13 protein-coding genes are annotated in these 15,470 nt (G+C 63.1%); 9 read left to right on the forward strand and 4 right to left on the reverse strand.

The window, feature by feature from the left end; translation table 11 throughout:
- Nucleotides 1–4 precede the first annotated feature (4 nt).
- The gene (locus NYR54_RS09525) at nt 5–1,714 is read left to right on the forward strand and encodes a DUF6055 domain-containing protein (RefSeq protein WP_261515401.1); all 1,710 of its coding nucleotides are present in this window, start codon (nt 5–7) and stop codon (nt 1,712–1,714) included.
- A 173-nt stretch (nt 1,715–1,887) separates the two neighbouring features.
- On the opposite strand, the gene NYR54_RS09530 is transcribed toward NYR54_RS09525, so the two are convergent.
- Nucleotides 1,888–3,096, reverse strand: a complete 1,209-nt coding sequence (locus NYR54_RS09530; protein ID WP_261515402.1) for an MFS transporter — start codon at nt 3,094–3,096, stop codon at nt 1,888–1,890.
- 492 nt (nt 3,097–3,588) lie between these two features.
- Between NYR54_RS09530 and NYR54_RS09535 the strand changes: the two genes are divergently transcribed.
- Nucleotides 3,589–4,602 (forward strand): hypothetical protein, encoded by a 1,014-nt coding sequence (locus tag NYR54_RS09535; protein ID WP_261515403.1) that lies wholly within the window; start codon nt 3,589–3,591, stop codon nt 4,600–4,602.
- A 134-nt stretch (nt 4,603–4,736) separates the two neighbouring features.
- Nucleotides 4,737–5,936, forward strand: coding sequence for a copper-containing nitrite reductase (nirK, locus tag NYR54_RS09540; protein WP_261515404.1), 1,200 nt, complete (start codon nt 4,737–4,739; stop codon nt 5,934–5,936).
- Nucleotides 5,937–6,486: 550 nt separating this feature from the next.
- Here the strand turns inward: nirK and NYR54_RS09545 are convergent.
- Nucleotides 6,487–7,248: an SDR family NAD(P)-dependent oxidoreductase gene (locus tag NYR54_RS09545; RefSeq protein ID WP_261515405.1), complete on the reverse strand. Its 762-nt coding sequence runs from the start codon at nt 7,246–7,248 to the stop codon at nt 6,487–6,489.
- Between the two features lie 20 nt (nt 7,249–7,268).
- Complete coding sequence (locus NYR54_RS09550) at nt 7,269–9,125, reverse strand: feruloyl-CoA synthase (RefSeq protein WP_261515406.1); 1,857 nt, start codon at nt 9,123–9,125, stop codon at nt 7,269–7,271.
- A 135-nt stretch (nt 9,126–9,260) separates the two neighbouring features.
- On the opposite strand from NYR54_RS09550, the gene NYR54_RS09555 reads away from it, so the two are divergent.
- From NYR54_RS09555 to NYR54_RS09580, 6 genes are all read left to right on the forward strand, one after another.
- Entirely contained in the window at nt 9,261–10,049 is a 789-nt protein-coding gene (locus NYR54_RS09555; RefSeq protein WP_261515407.1) for a crotonase/enoyl-CoA hydratase family protein, read from the forward strand.
- Nucleotides 10,046–10,552 carry a MarR family winged helix-turn-helix transcriptional regulator gene (locus NYR54_RS09560; RefSeq protein WP_261515408.1) on the forward strand — a complete coding sequence of 169 codons (507 nt, stop codon included), beginning with the start codon at nt 10,046–10,048 and terminating at the stop codon, nt 10,550–10,552. The genes NYR54_RS09555 and NYR54_RS09560 overlap by 4 nt, the downstream gene beginning before the upstream one ends.
- Nucleotides 10,552–11,421 carry an amidohydrolase family protein gene (locus NYR54_RS09565; protein ID WP_261515409.1) on the forward strand — a complete coding sequence of 290 codons (870 nt, stop codon included), beginning with the start codon at nt 10,552–10,554 and terminating at the stop codon, nt 11,419–11,421. The genes NYR54_RS09560 and NYR54_RS09565 overlap by 1 nt, the downstream gene beginning before the upstream one ends.
- 68 nt (nt 11,422–11,489) lie before the next feature.
- Nucleotides 11,490–12,611 carry a C4-dicarboxylate TRAP transporter substrate-binding protein gene (locus tag NYR54_RS09570; RefSeq protein ID WP_261515410.1) on the forward strand — a complete coding sequence of 374 codons (1,122 nt, stop codon included), beginning with the start codon at nt 11,490–11,492 and terminating at the stop codon, nt 12,609–12,611.
- Nucleotides 12,612–12,674: 63 nt separating this feature from the next.
- A complete protein-coding gene (locus tag NYR54_RS09575) occupies nt 12,675–13,223 on the forward strand; it encodes a TRAP transporter small permease (RefSeq protein ID WP_261515411.1) in 549 nt (182 codons plus the stop codon).
- Nucleotides 13,220–14,515, forward strand: coding sequence for a TRAP transporter large permease (locus NYR54_RS09580; RefSeq protein WP_261515412.1), 1,296 nt, complete (start codon nt 13,220–13,222; stop codon nt 14,513–14,515). The genes NYR54_RS09575 and NYR54_RS09580 overlap by 4 nt, the downstream gene beginning before the upstream one ends.
- A gap of 15 nt (nt 14,516–14,530) precedes the next feature.
- On the opposite strand, the gene NYR54_RS09585 is transcribed toward NYR54_RS09580, so the two are convergent.
- On the reverse strand, nt 14,531–15,298 hold the full coding sequence (locus NYR54_RS09585) for an alpha/beta fold hydrolase (protein WP_261515413.1): 768 nt from the start codon (nt 15,296–15,298) through the stop codon (nt 14,531–14,533).
- Nucleotides 15,299–15,470 lie beyond the last annotated feature (172 nt).

Consider the following 15,470-nt stretch of genomic DNA (forward strand, 5'->3'; position numbering starts at 1 on the left):
CCCGATGCGCGCTGCGACCCTGATCCGCGGCCTTGCCCTTGCGGCGGGCCTTTTCCTCCCCTTACTGGTCTCCGGGCCCGCAGCCGCCTTTGGCGACTGTTCAGCGCCCGGCTATCTCGCCAGCGTCGAAGAGCGCATGGAGGGGCTTGCGGTCGATTGCACGGAGGTTGACCGCTTCCAGATCGAAACGCCGAAGGGCGGCCGGCAGGTACGCATTGTCCGTACGAGCGAGCTGCCCACCACCGACATTCCCGTGTTGGTGCGAGAGATCCGGCGCGGCATCGAGCAATCGGCCGCAAGGCTTTCCTCGGTGGGTGCGTTCGCGCCCGCCGACATCACCATCTGGATCTCCCATCTCCTGCCGGAACCAGCCGCTGACGATGAGGAGTTGGATGAGGTGGACGGTCAGATCGTGGGCGCCGATGACGGCTGCCGGATGGCCCTTTACCCCGCCTCGACCGGCAGGCGGGGTCTTGCCATCACCGCAGCGCACGAGTTCTTCCACTGCGTGCAGGCGAGTGAGTTTCCCGACACCTATGACCGCGCCTCAAGCTCATGGTGGGTGGAAGGAACGGCGGAATGGTTCGCCAATCTCGTCTTCCCCGGCACCGGTACCAGCGACGGCTTCGTGAGCGAGTTCGACTCGGTCTCGCATGACACCGCGCTGACCGCCATGGAATACGAAAGCGTCGTCTTCTTTTTCTGGCTGGGTGAGAGGCAAGGCTCCGGGGCGATCGGGCGGCTGATGCGTGCCGTGCAGCAGCCCGGCGAGCCGGCCCAACAGGACGCCCTCGCTGCATTTCTGCCTGCCGAGGAATGGCAGGATTTCGCGGAAGCCTATTTAAGCCGCCGCATCCGCCAGCCCGGCGGGCGTGCGATCGCATCCTCGCCCTTTCCCGGCGACATATATGTCTGGGGCGAGGGCAGCCACTCTCATGAGATTTCCGCCCGCCGCTTCATTCTGGCGCGCGCGCAGCTTGAATTCGGGTGCGGTGTCTGGTCCGTCGGTGAGCAAAGCGTAGCAGGCACCCGCGCCTATCGCGAAGGGAGTGGCAGCTGGCAGGAGGAACTACCGGAGCGGATCGTCTCTGACGGTGGCACGCCGCGGGTGTTCCAGATGGCCGGTTTCGGCACCGGCCCGGAAGGCTTTTCTCTGAGGATCGAGGCGTTCAAGGATGCCTGCCAGGGATGCCCCGCGACAGCAGCCGCTACCGGCAGTCTCGACCAGTGCCTCATCGGCACGTGGGAGCTGGTGTCCGGCGGCTACGGCGCGATGATCGAGGAACAGCTCCGCCAGACCGGTATCTTCGAGCATATCGATTATCCCGACCTGCACCGCCACTTCGTTCTGGAGCCCAATGGGCGCTACCGCCAGAGCCCTTCGGAAGGAGGCGAAAGCGGCTCGATGAGCGAGCGCACCCCGGAGGGCAAGCTGTGGCAGGGCTTCTCCAATCTCAGGCTTGAAACGGAGGGCTCATGGTCGGCCGACGGAAACGTGCTCCAATTGTGCGAGGAGCAGAAATCCGTCTCCGTCGACCTGACCGTCATCGACCCCAAAGGGAGGGAAGAGCGGCTCGATCAGGATCATGAAGTCACGGGGACGCTGTCGCTCCTGCGCAGCCGCGAATATGAGTGCAGCGGAAACAGCCTGTCGCTCATCGAGGCACTGCCCGGCGCCCCGGCCGTGCGATGGGAATACCGCCGTCAGCAATAACCACACAGCACGAGGCCGCCCGCTATGCCCGAGCGGATGTTCTTGCGGCCGGGCCTAGGTCGTATCGCTCAAACAGCTTTCGTACGGCGGCTTCCCGCGCGCTATCGGCTTCTGCCTCATGATACCTGAAAGGGCCGCCCGGTTTCCGCGGCCCCATCAGCACCGGGAAAGTCTTACCGGGCTTCTTCTATCTTGGGCAGAAACCAGGCGAGCAGACCCGCAAGCGGCAGGAACGAACAGAACCGGTAAACCGCTTCCACGCCATAGGTGTCGGCGAGACTCCCCAGGATGGCGGCCGCGACGCCGGCAAGGCCGAAATTCAGCCCATAGAACAACCCGCCGATCAACCCGATCCGGTTAGGCAGCAGTTCAATTGCGTAGATCAGGATCGAGGCGAAGGCGCTCGCCATGATCAGGTTGATCAGGATCGTCAGCACGCCCGTCCAGAACAGGTCTGCATAAGGCAAGATCAATGTCAGCGGCAATGGCCCCAAAACCGAGATCCAGATGATGCGATAGCGGCCGATCCGGTCGCCGATCATGCCGCCGACCAGAGCGCCCACCGCGGCGGCCAGCAGGAAGACGAAGAGCATCATCTGGGCGGAGGGGATGGAAAGCCCGAACCGCTCCATCAGGTAGAAGGTGTAGAACGTCCGGAAGCTTTCGCTGTAGGCGTTCTTGGTAAACATCAGCAGTGTCAGCACCACGAGGCCGATGCCGATGGTGAGCGGCGCGTGGCGGACATGGGCCTGCCCGTCCTTCTTTCCGGCCGATCGCATCTTTGCAAATTCGGCGCTGATCTGGCGCTGTTTGCTTCCGACCCATCCAAGGAGCAGCATTGCCGCCAGAGCGGCCAGCGCAAACCACGCGAGGCTCGGCTGCCCGCGCGCGACGATGATCAGCGCCGCAAAGACCGGGCCGAGCGCGCCGCCCGCTTGCCCGCCCACTTGAAAGATTCCCTGTGCCAGCCCGTAGCGCCCTCCGGCGGCGTAGCGGGCCATGCGTGTGGCCTCCGGGTGGAAGATCGACGAGCCGATGCCGATCAGGGCGACCGAAACGAGGATCGCCCCATAGCTGTGCGCCAGGGACAGGCTTACGAGGCCGGAGAGGGTGAACATCATCCCCACGACCGGCGAATAGGGTGCCGGGTGCCGGTCCGTTACCATTCCGACGACGGGCTGCAGCAGCGATCCCGCGATCTGGAACGTCATGGTGATCATGCCGATTTGCACCAGATCGAGTGCGTAGGCTGCCTGCAGGATCGGGTAAGCCGCAGGGATCAGCGACTGCATCAGATCGTTGAGAAGATGTGTCACGCCTAGGATGATCAATACGGCCAAATGGGTTCTGCCACGGCCGGCAGAGAGGGTGGCGGCGGTCATATCAGCCCTTTGCTGATGATAGAAAGAAACGGCGTTGTTACCGCTGGGAGGCTGCGGCTCGGCGCCACCTATACGACATAGCACCGGGGTACGCCAAGCCGCAATCGATCGCGGCGGAGCCCGGACGAATCATCCTTCAACGGCCGGGATGCCGGTGAGGCCTGCGGCTGTTTGATCATCCCGGCTTATTGAGCGCCGTTTGCGCTAAGACAAAGATGCGGGCCGGACACCGCATTATGCAGTGAAACAGGTGACTGACGGCTCGTCCCGGCTGGAATGCATGGATGCGTTCAGGCGCGGCCCGGGCCGGATAAGGAACGGAATGAGGCTGCCGGATGAAGGGATTGTTGCCGCTTTCGCCGCATTCCTGGTGTGAGTTTCCGAGGGGGACGGGCACGGGCCGGTCGCGTTGCCGAATACGGGATGTGTGAAGTGGGCCGCGTCCGTTGCCCGCTCTGTTTGGCCAACAGGAATAAGGGAGTAGGAGCTTTCATGGTCAAAAGGATTGCGACAGCCGCCGCCATCGGCGCATACCTTTCAATGGGGACAGGACCGGCATTTTCAGAGGGAGATACGGCTGTCCGGCTCGCGGAGGCCTCCAAATCCGACCATTCGCACCATGCCTCACCGGCTGCGGCGGATGGCGCTCACCACCACGACGCGGAGGCGGCAAAGAGGCCGGTTCAGGTCGAGTTCCGGACCCAGCCGGAGACATTGCAGGCGGACACGCGCACCGAGCTTGTCTTCACCCTGAAGGATGCCTCCGGCCATCCCGTCGAGGAGCTTGTCACCCATCACGGGCGCAAGCTACACGTGGTCATCGTGAGCGAGGATATGAACGTACTCGGCCACGTCCATCCGCAGGATTTCGGCGAAACGGTGGAGGGGGGACTGGCGCGGGTGTTCTTCACCTTCCCTCGTTCCGGCCGCTATCTCGTGGGCGTCGATTTCATGACAGAGGCCCAGGGTTCGCAGGACAAGCAGTTCGTCGTCGAAGTGGAGGGTGCGCCTGTCGATGCCGGGCCTGAAGCAAAGGCTCTGCCGGGCCTCATGACCGCAAAGCTGGCGGAAGACGACAGCTATACGGAACCCGCCCTGCTGCAGGCCATTGGTGAAGGCCAGGCCTTTGCGGTCTCGCTGCAGCAGCCGGACACGATCCGCGCAGGTGAGGAGGCAACCTTCACCTATCGCTTCACCAAGGATGGGGAGCCCCTGACGGATCTCAGGCACTATCTCGAGGCTCCCTTGCACCTGGCCGTAGTGAAAGACGACCTGACCGCATTCCTGCACACGCATGGGACGCTGCCGGCTGACGGGCGCATGGATCACGGCGGCCACGGGTCGGCCGGTGCGATGCATGCGGATGCTCATGCCGGCCCGGACACCTTCGGCCCCGAAATCGAGGCGGCCGTCACCTTTCCAGAGCCGGGAACCTACTACCTCTTCGCGCAGGCCGCCCATGGCGACCAGCTTCTGACCTCCAGGTTTCCCATACACGTGGAATAAAGCCGTCGGACCGGTCGGCGCAGGAGAGGGCGTGACGAGACGGTGGCTGAGCCGCGCCGGCAAATGAGCAATCGAAACGGCCGGGCATTCCCACTGGCGTGCAGAAGGCTCCGGCACAACACAGAGGAAGCAGCATGTCGGAAAAGCATAGAATGGCGACCGGACAGACAGCCGGTGAAGAACGTGTCATCAGCCGGCGTAGCGTGCTCGTCGGCTCCGTCGGCGCGGTTGGGGGACTTGTCGCAGCCGACGCCGCCCTGGCGCAGGCAGGCGGCGCGCATGCCGACCACGCGGGCGCTGTGCAGACGGCGCAGGCTGCAGAAATGCAGGCAGCGCAGCACCGAACCTATCCGGGAAGCCTCAGCAACCGGATCTATTCGGTTAATCCGATCCATCCGGATATGGCGGACATCGCGGAGAACCCCACGAACATACCGCCTCCGATCACACGGCGCGAGACGGCGACGGTCCGCATCGACCTCGAGACGAAGGAGATCGAGGCGCATCTCGACGAAAGGGCCATGTTCCGGTTCTGGACGTTCAACGGCACCGTGCCCGGGCCGTTCATCCGCGTGCGGGTGGGGGATCAGGTGGAGGTTCACCTGAAGAACTCCGAGGACAGCTGGATGATGCACAATGTGGATTTCCATGCCTGCACGGGCCCAGGGGGCGGCGCTGCGGCGACCACGGCCGCACCGGGCGAGGAGCGCACCTTCACCTTCAAGGCGCTGAACCCGGGCCTCTACGTCTATCACTGTGCGGTGCCGCCAGTGGCGCTCCACATCGCCAACGGCATGTATGGCCTCATCCTCGTGGAGCCCGAGGAAGGTCTGCCGCCGGTCGATCGCGAATTCTACGTCATGCAGGGCGAGATCTACACCGAAGAGCCCTTCGGCAGCAGCGGCCTGCTCACGGAGAGCTATGACAAGCTGATCAACGAGCGGCCGGAATGTTTCGTCCTGAACGGACATGTCGGCGCGCTGACGGACCACTATCCGCTGAAGGCGCAGGTGGGCGAGACGGTCCGAATCTATTTCGGCGTGGGCGGGCCGAACTACGCATCCGGTTTCCACGTGATCGGCGAAATCTTCGACAAAGTCTATCAGCTAGGCTCGGTCACCAGCCCGCCCGTCACCGACGTCCAAAGCGTCATGGTTCCGCCCGGCGCGGCCACCATTGTGGAGTTCAAATGCGAGGTGCCGGGCCGCTACGTTCTTGTCGACCACGCCCTGTCGCGCGCCGAACGCGGCCTCGCCGGCTACCTGATCGTCGAGGGGTCCGAGAACCTCGAAGCCTTCAACGCGCCGCCGAATGAACACGACAGCGGCCACTGATCGCTCGGCCTGACAGACATGAACCCGTAAAGAGGTGACGGCCCGCTCATCCTTTCACTTGGAATAGGCGGGCCGTGGCGGAACGATCGCTTTCGCCAGCCCTCACACCGGGCGACCTCCGTGCGTGACTGTCCTCCGCGTACTCTGCTCCAAGCGTCACACCATCCGGATACTCAGAGCGAAGACGTTCGGATCGGCAGGAAGCGCGATATCCGCGGGTAAGGCAACACCAAGGGCAAGTGCAGCCACGGCACACCATCGCCTGCCTCTGCCAGTCAGGTTCTTCAGCATCATGTCGTCCCTTCTTCCTTGCAGTTGGCAACCATTCCCGAGCAGCGAGGTCGTCTCCCTGAGGAAGACATCGCCGCGCGCAGACGCATGAAGAGCAGGATGAGCTTCAGCATGAGACCGCCGGGCAGCTTGAGCGGCCGGTACGCCATTGCCGAAACGGACATCGAAGAGGGGCTGCGAATTCTCCGCGCCTGCTTCGATGATGAGCTAACTTGAAGCGGGAAATGGAGTTCAATGCCGCGGCGATGCAGATCCAATCTCACTTGGGCGCCATACGGATGGCGCCGTCGAGGCGGATCGTCTCGCCGTTGAGCATCTGGTTTTCCACGATGTGACAGGCGAGAGCCGCGTATTCCTGAGGCTCTCCCAGCCGCGAAGGGAAGGGCACCTGTTCGCCAAGCGAGCGCTGAGCCTCTTCCGGCAGCTCGTCGAGCATCGGCGTGCGGAATATGCCTGGCGCTATGGTGACCACGCGGATACCGGAGCGCGCGAGATCGCGCGCGATCGGCAGCGTCATTGCGGCGATGCCGCCCTTGCTTGCCGAATAGGCCGCCTGGCCGATTTGTCCGTCGAATGCCGCCACCGACGCGGTGTTGACGATCACGCCGCGTTCTCCGCCCTCCATTGACTCTGCCTCCTGCGCGCGGGCGGCAAACAGCCGTATCATGTTGAAAGTACCGGTGAGATTCACCTCGATGGCCTTGCGAAAGAGGTCTAGAGGATGTGGGCCGTTCCTGCTCACCGTGCGCGCGGCGACGGCTATGCCTGCGCAGTTGACTAGAATGCGGGGCACGCCCAGGGCACCCTCAATCCGCGCGAATGCCGCTTCCCCGTCTTCCGCGCTGGAGACATCGCAGGCAATGGCGATGCCGCCCGTCCGGCGGGCCGTTTCCTCCGCGCGCTCCCCATTCAGATCGAGCACGGCGACACGCGCCCCGCGTTCGGCAAGGGCTTTCGCCGCCGCCGCACCAAGCCCGGAGCCTCCGCCCGTGACGACGGCAACAGCACCTTCGGGTCTCATTCAAATTCCTCAGCTTCCAGCTACATCTCGATTACCCGCGGCGAACCCGCATAAAGCTCCTCTACGACTTCGGCCCGATTCTGCAGGACAGCGCGCTGGTTGATCGAACCCTTGTCGGTCAGCTCTCCCTTTTCCAGAGAGGGCGGAGGGTCGACAAGAATCATCCGGCGGATCAGGTTTGAAGAGCCGGTGCTGCGCGCGGCAAGGCTCCGCAGCTTTTCCTGCAGGAAGCGCCGCACACCGGGATCGGCAAAAAGCGTTTCCGCGCTTGCCTGTGCCTGCCCTCCAGCCAGCTTCGAAAGCATCGGCATTTCCGGGAAAACCAGAGCCGTCAGATAGGGGCGGTCCGGGCCGGCGATAGCGACGTCACGCACAACCTCGCCGAAATGATTGATGAAGTCCGTCCGCAGCGCGCCGGTGCTTACCCAGGTGCCGGTGTTTAGCTTGAAGTTCTCCGCCGTTCGCCCATCGAAGAACAGGCCCTTCGCAACGTCATCGGGGTCCGCGAAGCGCAGCGCGTCACCGATCCGGTAATAGCCTTCCTCATCGAAGGCTTCTGCAGTCGCCTCCGGCGCGTTCCAGTAGCCGGGCGTGATGTTGGGGCCTTTGAGGCGAGCTTCCAGCTTGCCGTCGAACGGCACGAGCTTGAGGGAAATCCCGGGGCAGGGCAGGCCGATATTGCCCGCCTGCTCCTGAGGCCAGGTGCACATCAGCGAGGCGGGCGCCGTCTCGGTCGAGCCGAGCCCTGTGCACAGAAGAATGCGCTGGCCGGTGGTTTCGACGGCCAGGCGCTCCAGCGCGTCCCAGGTATGCTGCGCCATGCCCGCGCCCGCATACCAGAGCATCTTCAGGTCCCTGAAGAAGTTCTCGCGCAACGCAAAATCCGCCTCCAGGTGAGGCACGAGCGCCTCATAACCCTTCGGAACATTGAAATACCAGGTGGGCGAAATCTCTTTCAGATTGCGCACGGTCCTGCCGATGTCGGTCTCCGTCGGCCGCCCCTCATCGATGTAGAACGTTCCGCCGTTGAAGATCGGCATAAAGAAGAGCTTGTTGCCGCCCGCCGTGTGGTGCCACGGCGCCCAGTCGAGCAGAACCGGCGGTTCTTCCTTGAAGTAGGTATAGACCTCGCGCACCATCGTCTGGTTGGCGCAGATCATCCGGTTGGTGTTGATCACCGCCTTGGGCGTTCCAGTGGAGCCCGAGGTAAAGAGGAATTTGGCGATGGTATCGCCAGTCACCGATAGGCGCGCCTCTTCCACCGCGCCGCGCGGTTTTGTCTGAAGCGCGGTGGCGAAGTCTTCCTCCGGCCTTGCTGCTCCGCGCGCGAAAAGCCGCCTTACACCCGGCGCCACCACGTCGATGGCAGGCGCGAACCGCTCCGCATCGGCCGCAAAGACGAGCGCGGGGCGGATCGTATCGAAGGTTTCGCGCAGCCGCATGAAATCCTTCGAGATAAGTGAATAGGCCGGCGAGATCGCGGCATAGGGGATGCCGACATAGATCGCGGCGAGGGCAAGCATTGCGTGTTCGAGGTCGTTGCCCGACAGGATTGCGAGGGGCGCCGAGGGCGAAAGGCCACAATCCAGCAGATATTGCCCGAGCCTGCGGACCTGATCCACCGTCTGGCTGTAGGTGAAGCGCCGCCAACTGCCATCCGGATCGCGCGCTGCAAACAGCGTTCTGTCCGGCACTTTCTCCGCCCAGTGGAGCAGCGCGTCGGATATCCGCTCGGGGTAGGGCGGCAGCGGCTTCTTCTGTTCGATATAGAGCGTTCCGTCTGCCTTGCGCCTGGTCACGATATCGACCGTCCAGCACTGCACCGGACGGAAGGGGGCCGCAAGCCAGGGCCGCGACTGCAGCGCTCGTTCGTTCATTCCAGCCTCCCACGGTCTGCCCGTTTTCCTCCGCGGCAGACCTTACTTGACGCTCCGATCAAGTTCGTCCATTTAGTAATAATTGAAAAGTGAACAGTGTCAATTTCACCGACACTGCAAGGAGTCGACAACGGCATGGCGCTGGTCAGCTACGAGCTTGAAGACGGGATCGCGGTGTTGACGCTCTCCAGGCCGGAGAAGCGGAACGCCATGAGCGATGCGATGCTCAACGATCTCGGCGCGGCCGTTGACCGTGCCGCAAAGGAAGCAAAGGCGGCGGTGCTTGCCGCCAAGGGCGATCACTTCTGTGCCGGGCTCGATCTTAAGGAACAGGTGGAAAAATCCGTTATGGAGGGGATTGCCGGCTCGCGGAGCTGGCATGCCGTCTTCAGCCGCATCCAGCGTGGGGCGATACCCTACTTCGCGGCCCTCCATGGCGCAGTCGTCGGTGGCGGCCTCGAACTGGCCGCCGCCGCGCATGTTCGCGTCGCCGATGCGAACACGCATTTCGCCCTGCCGGAAGCGCAGCGCGGCATTTTCGTCGGCGGAGGCGGTTCCGTGAATGTCGCGCGCCTGATGGGCGTTGCCCGCATGGTTGATATGATGCTGACGGGCAGGGTGCTTTCGGCGGAGGAGGCGGAGCGCTACGGCGTCGTTAACTATGTAACGGAGTCCGGCGGAGCCCGCGCCAAGGCGATGGAGCTTGCGCGTATCGCCGCCTGCAACGCGCCCCTTTCGAATTACGCAGTGATCAACGCGCTGCCACGCATTCATGACAGCGGCTATGACGAGGGCCTGTTTTTCGAATCCATGATCGCAACGCTCACGCAGGTCACGCCTGACGCACAGGAACGGTTGCGCGCCTTTCTCGACAAAAAGGCGCCGCGTCTTGCCATCCCGGCGGAAAGGGGAGGCGGGGCATGAGCCTGGTGCGGGCCGAGCCGGTCGATACGTCTCAAGGCAAGGACGCCACGGCCGGCCTGTCGTTCGGCGCTTTTGAAGAATCGGTAGGCTTTCTTCTGCGCATCGCCCAGCTCACCGCCTTCGAGCTTATGTTCGAGAAGCTTGGGAACAGCGATCTCAAAATCGGCGAATTCACCCTGCTGCTGGCGATCTCGGAAAATCCTGGTGTCCGCCAGGGCGTGATGGCTGATGTCTTGAAAATAAAATGGTCGAACATGACCAAGCTGGTGCGCTCGCTCGAAGATCGGAATCTGGTGGAGCGCCACGTACCGCCGCATGACCGCCGCTCGGTGGAACTGCGCCTTACCGCGGACGGCCGCAAGCTGCTCGATGCCATGGCGCCCGCGGTGTTCGAGGCCGACAGGCGCTCTCTCCCGATGCTTACGGATATGGAACGCAGGCAGCTTCTGAACCTGCTCCGAAAGGTCGCGGGCTGGCCCGCCCTCAAGGACCGGAGGCCGTGATGCTCGATCCGGACGCGCTGATCGCCATCGATATTCACACCCATGCCGAAGAACCCTGCGGAACGCATGCCGACGACGGCTATGACGATTTCCAGGCCGGCATGGCGGCCTATTTCAAGTCGCCCTTTCCTCACCCGCCCACCGTACCCGAAACGGCGGCCTACTATCGCGAACGCAAGATCGGCGCGGTGATCTTTCCGGTCGATGCGGAGCGGGAGACGGGCTTCCGCCGCTACAACAACGAGGAGATGGCGGAGCTCGCCGCGGAGCACAGCGACGTGCTCATCCCCTTTGCGAGCATCGATCCCGCGAAGGGCAAGGTGGGCGCGCGCGAGGCGCGGCGGCTGGTCGAGCATTTCGGCGTCCGCGGCTTCAAGTTCCACCCCACCATGCAGGGCTTCTACCCAAACGACCGCAGCGCCTATGTGCTCTACGAGGCGATACAGGAATGCGGCGTGCCCGCGCTTTTCCATACGGGACAGACCGCCGTCGGCGCCGGCATGCGCGGCGGCAACAGTATGCGGCTCAAATATTCCAACCCGATCTATCTGGACGACGTTGCCGCCGATTTTCCGGACATGCAGATTGTGATGGCGCATCCCTCCTTTCCCTGGCAGGTGGAGGCGCTCGCGGTTGCGACGCATAAGCCTAATGTCTGGATCGACTTGTCCGGCTGGTCGCCGAAATACTTCCCGCCGATCTTGGTGAGATACGCCAACTCGCTTCTGAAGGACCGTGTCCTGTTCGGGTCTGACTGGCCGGCAATCACGCCCGATCGCTGGCTCGCCGATTTCGAGAAGCTCGACATGAAGGAGGAGGTCAAGCCACTCATTCTGAAGGAGAATGCACGGCGCTTGCTGAAAATCTGACCGGGATCGAGGGGCGACCGGCAGTGTCAAACGCGCGCCAGAGGGCGCGCTGAAGTGGAGGAGAAGTCATGAAACGGATTGCATATGCAGTTGGTCTTGCCACGGGTCTGCTCTTGTCGGCCGGTGTGCTGCAGGCGGAGGAATTGAGGCTCGCTCCTGGCGCGCCGCCGAGCCATCCGGCCCACACGCCTCTTTATGTTACGCTAGCTGAGGAACTGCCCAAGGAGACGGATGGCACCCTCACGGGGAACATTCTCGGCCCCGAGGTAGCGAATGTCGGCAACATGAAGGGGGCGCTGCAGTCGGGCGTCGTTCAGGTTGGCAACCTGCTGCCGCTCTACTTCCCCGGCGATCTGCCCAATTCCGCGCTGATGGGCGATCTCGCCTTCCTTGGCCGTGACCCGCAGGTGATGGGCGCGGCGATGACCGAGTATGTCGTCACCTGCGAAGACTGCCAGGAGGAATTCAAAAAGCTCGGAGCAGTCTTCGCGGGCGCCGGTTCTTCGGACGTTTACGTTCTTCTGACCACGAAGCCGGTGCGCACGCCGGACGACATCAAGGGAATGCGGCTGAGGAGCGGTGGTTCGCCCTTCGCCCGCTGGGCGGAATATATCGGTGCCTCGCCGGTTAACGTTCCCGTGAACGACACATTCGAAAGCATGTCGCAGGGGGTGATCGACGGCACGATGGGATCGGCGGCGGATCTGACCTCCTACCGGCTGATCGATCTTGCCAAGTACATCATCGATCTGCCGCTCGGCACCTATCATGCGACGGTCAATTTCGCGGTCAACACCGACGCATGGAAGGCGATGAGCCCGGAGCAGCGCCGGGGCTTCGTGCGCGCGGCCAACAAGGCCAACATCGCCTTCACCCAGACTTGGGGCTACGAGCGGTCGAACGTCGCCCGCGAAGAGGCCGAGAAGGCCGGGCTTGAGGTGATAAAGCCCGATCAGGCGCTTTTCGATGTGACAGAATCCTTTGTGGAGGACGATCTGAAAGCCGTCGTAGGCATCGCTGAAAGCCAGTACGGCATCACGGACGCGGAGGCCAAGATTGCCCGGTTCCGCGAACTCGTCGAAAAGTGGACGAAGATTATCGACGAGGTCGGCCATGAGCCCGAGGCCATAGCAGCGGCGACCCAGAAGGAAGTCTGGGACAAGGTCGACTACGAATCTTACGGCATGTGACCCGCCGGGGCCGCGCGATTCACCCTTCGCGCGGCCTCTTTCGCCAAGCGAAAGGAAGCCGCAATGCGGTCTGCCGCTCTCACACTCCTGCGCCACCTGACAAATGTTCTGGCTCTCGTCGGAGCTTTGGGGGTGATCGCCATGCTTCTGCATGTCACCGTCGACGTGATCAGCCGGCAGCTCTTTCAGCGGCCCGTGCCGGCGACGGTGGAAATCGTCTCGCGATACTACATGGTGCTCATCTCGTTCCTGCCGCTCGCCTGGACGGAACGACGCAACGAGATGATCACCGTGGACATCCTTTCCGGCCTTTTCCGGGGTCCGCTCGACCGGATCAACATGGCCTTTGTTCATCTGCTTTCGCTCGCCGCCTTCATCTTTCTTGCCTATACGACCTGGTCCGCGGCGCTGCGCGAATACGAGGCGGGAAGCTTTGTCATGTCGCTCAGCGTCGCCGTGCCCATCTGGCCCGGCTATTTCCTCCTGCCGCTCGCTTTCGCGCTCGCTAGCCTCATCTCAGCCGTCAAACTTTACCTCTGCCTTGCCGGACGTGAGCGGGAACCGGAGAGCGAAGCCTTCTTCGAAACGGACAATGGGGGGCCCGTCCAGTGAGCATTACGACCGGGCTCCTCGGAATCTGCGCGCTCCTTGTGCTTCTGGCGCTTCGCGTGCCGGTGGCGGTGGCGCTTATCCTCGTTTCCTTCGGCGGCATATGGCTGATGCTGGGCTTCACCCCCGCCGTTGGCATTCTGGCGACGACGCCCTATGATTTCGTCGCCAGCTGGACCCTGTCGGCGGTTCCCATGTTCCTGCTCATGGGTTTCGTCGCTTATCACGCCGGGCTGACGACCCGCCTTTTTGAGGCTGCGGACCGTCTCTTGCGCCATCTGCCCGGCGGGCTTGGCATGGCGGCGGTGCTCGGCTGCACCGGTTTTGCCGCCGTCTGCGGCTCAAGCCTTGCCTGCGCGGCCGCCATGGGGCGGATCGCCATACCGGAGATGATCAGGGCAGGCTACCGGGCGAGTTTCGCCACGGGCGCGCTTGCCGCGGGCGGAACCATCGGCGCGCTCATCCCGCCTTCGATCCTGATGATCATCTATGGCGTCTTCGCCGAGACGTCGGTGACGAAAGTCTTCCTGGGCGGCATTTCCGTGGGCATCATGACCGCGGTGGCCTACTGTCTCCTGATCGTGGCAGTGGCCAAATTGCGGCCGGACATCGTGCCCTTGGCCAAGGAGGGCAGTTCCCTGCATGCGGAGAGCAATCCCTTCCTAGAAATCTGGCCGATTCTCCTGATGATCGTCGTCGTCTTCGGCGGCCTTTTCGGCGGCGTGTTCACAGCGACGGAGGCGGGCGCAATCGGAGCTGCGAGCGCGATTGTCATCGCAGTGGCAATGGGCCGGCTGCCATGGGCGCGCTTCCGCAAAGCACTTCTGGAAACGGTGGGCACCACCGTCTCGCTCTTCATCATCGGCGTCGGCGCAGTGATGTTCACGCGCTTCCTGGGCCTTAGCGGAACAGCCGGCTTCATAAGCTCGACGCTCACCGCCTGGGACTTAAGCTATGCCGAGCTGATGATCATGATCGTGGTGCTTTACCTGATCCTCGGCATGTTCATGGAGCCGTTCGGCGCGATGCTGATTACCCTGCCGGTGCTCCTGCCGCTGCTCAACGCGGCATCGGTGAACCTTGTCTGGTTCGGCGTGCTTCTGGTGAAGCTCCTCGAGGTCGGCATGATCACGCCGCCGCTTGGCATGAACGTCTTCGTCATCCGCAATGTCGCGCATCAATATGCGAGCCTGAACGACATTTTCCGGGGTGTCGCGCTCTTCATCGCTGCGGACATCGTGATCCTTGCGCTTCTGATCATGTTCCCGCAGCTGGTTACGGCGCTGACGGGCTGACCAGCAGGAGGGAGGTCATCCGCGGGTCTTCAGCCATTCATCGAGCAGCGCGGCAAAGGTCTGCGGCTCCTTTTCCGGCAGCATATGGTCCGCCGCATCGACGATGCGCAACTCCGCGCCCGGGATGGCGTCTGCCACCGCCCTCGAGGCGATCTCGAAGAGCGGGCGCGTCTTGCGTCCGAACGCGACCGTGACTGGCGTTACGATGCGCGAAAGATCTTCGGCGGTGATGTTGGCCGGCGGCTGGCCGCCTCCCATCAGCAAGGGCATCATGCGCGCGCTGGCAAGGTAGATGCGGCGGCGCTCCTCGGGCATTCGTCGGAAACAGCCCGCGCCGCCGGACGCGTCGAACAGCGCTTCCACCGCACTTTCAGCGCCGTGCATCCGCAACGCCTCGGCCACCGGGGCGAAGGCCGCCTGGGAATCGGCGTTGAACGCTTCGATGGCGGCTTCGTCGCGCAGATAGGTGTTCAGGCCCGGCTCATACAGGAAAGCCTTTGATATCAGGTCCGACCGCCGGATGAGCACATTGAGGAGCACATGTGTCGAGTATGACCACGCCGCAACCGCGCATGGCCGGCCAGCCTCGGCCTGCAGCAGCTTGATGAGCTGCTCCGTATGTGCCGCCGTGCCGAAGCCGCTGCCGTCATCCGGCCAGCTTCCGGAGCCAAACCAGCGCAAGGTCGGGCAGATGACATGCACATCGGCGGAAAGCTTGTCGACAATCGGCTGCCACAGCGAACCATCGCCCGGCGCACCATGCAGAAGTACGAGCTTTTTCACGGCATCTCCTGTGCTTTTGCTTCTCTGGATCCCGGCTCTCATAACGCGGACGTGGGTTGGTTCCATAATGTTTGTTATGCGATCTACCTGTGTGGCGGCTATTTAGTAATACGACACATGGGCAAGTTTGAGATGCGGCACACGCGGCGCTCTGCCCTTAGTCGAACCTATG

Source organism: Chelativorans petroleitrophicus (genome assembly GCF_025398195.1).
Taxonomy (GTDB): Bacteria; Pseudomonadota; Alphaproteobacteria; order Rhizobiales; family Rhizobiaceae; genus Chelativorans; species Chelativorans petroleitrophicus.